Origin of the sequence: Capnocytophaga sp. oral taxon 332 str. F0381 (genome assembly GCF_000318275.2) — a bacterium.
GTDB lineage: Bacteria > Bacteroidota > Bacteroidia > Flavobacteriales > Flavobacteriaceae > Capnocytophaga > Capnocytophaga bilenii.
Genome location: NZ_KB291316.1, coordinates 1 through 1,078 on the forward strand (window position 1 = coordinate 1; position 1,078 = coordinate 1,078).

The window sequence follows — 1,078 nt, forward strand, 5'->3', positions numbered from 1 at the left end:
ACCTTTTGAAATACCTAAAAATTGGAGGTGGGTAAGAATGGGGCAGATAGCTGATTTATATACAGGAAACAGTATAAATGAACAAGAGAAAAAAGCCCAATATATGAATACAGAAGGAGTCCCTTATATAGGAACAAAAGATATTGGTTTTGATGGAAAAGTTTTATATCAGAATGGGGTAGCTATTCCTAAAAAACACCTTTCACTATTTAAAAAGGCTTATTCTAATTCTATTCTTATATGTATAGAAGGAGGTAGTGCCGGACGGAAAATAACCCTTATAGATAAGACTGTTTGTTTTGGGAACAAGTTATGTTGTATAACCTCTTATTATGAAAAAATAAGATACTTGTTTTATTACTTACAGTCTCCTATGTTCTTTGAGATATTTAACCAGAATAAAAATGGTATAATAGGTGGTGTTAGTGTTAATAATTTAAAAAACTTAATAGTACCATTACCTCCACTTGCTGAGCAACAGCGTATTGTAGAATCTATTGATGCTATTTTTCGTTGTATAGAAAAGAATTAGTTTTCTATACAACGAAAAATATTTTGAATGGCATTTACTATTCTTTGCTGCTCAGATAGGGGTGGAAGAGGAAGTAATAGTTTTTCAAGAACCCCTATATATAATTCTTTCTGATTTGTACTGCCTGCTAAATTATCTTCAATATACTGTTGGATTATACTAGAACACATTAAATAATATATGTAATATGAATCGATATTCGAAAATGTTCTAACAACAGAAATGTGAGAATCAGGAACGATAAAAGGATAATTCCTAAGTATTTGCTCTGAGAATATTCCCACTCTTCCAACTGTACCAGTACCTGTTGAATTTATAAGAATATCGTTATTTCTTAATTTATATTCATCTCTCCATTTTGATAATGTTCTTTCATCCAAGAACTTAGCAGCGTCAAGAGACAACTTTCCCGACTTTAAATTACATTTTTGAGCAAAAACAGGGTATTTCTTAATCTCAGAATATTTTGGAGATTTACCTCTAGAAAGAAAAATAGTCAGTACTCCTAATCTACACCACCTCCAATTTTTAGGTATCTCAAAAGGT

Annotated in this window: 2 protein-coding genes; one reads left to right on the forward strand and one right to left on the reverse strand. The window is 31.0% G+C overall.

Going from position 1 to position 1,078, the window contains the following annotated elements; translation table 11 throughout:
• Positions 1–532, forward strand: a 532-nt coding sequence (locus HMPREF9075_RS06995; protein ID WP_009415811.1) for a restriction endonuclease subunit S, incomplete at its 5' end; no start/stop codon positions are given.
• On the opposite strand, the gene HMPREF9075_RS07000 is transcribed toward HMPREF9075_RS06995, so the two are convergent.
• Positions 529–1,078: restriction endonuclease subunit S (locus HMPREF9075_RS07000; protein ID WP_009415812.1), on the reverse strand; the 550-nt coding region annotated here is incomplete at its 5' end. The two genes, HMPREF9075_RS06995 and HMPREF9075_RS07000, sit on opposite strands and share 4 nt — an antisense overlap.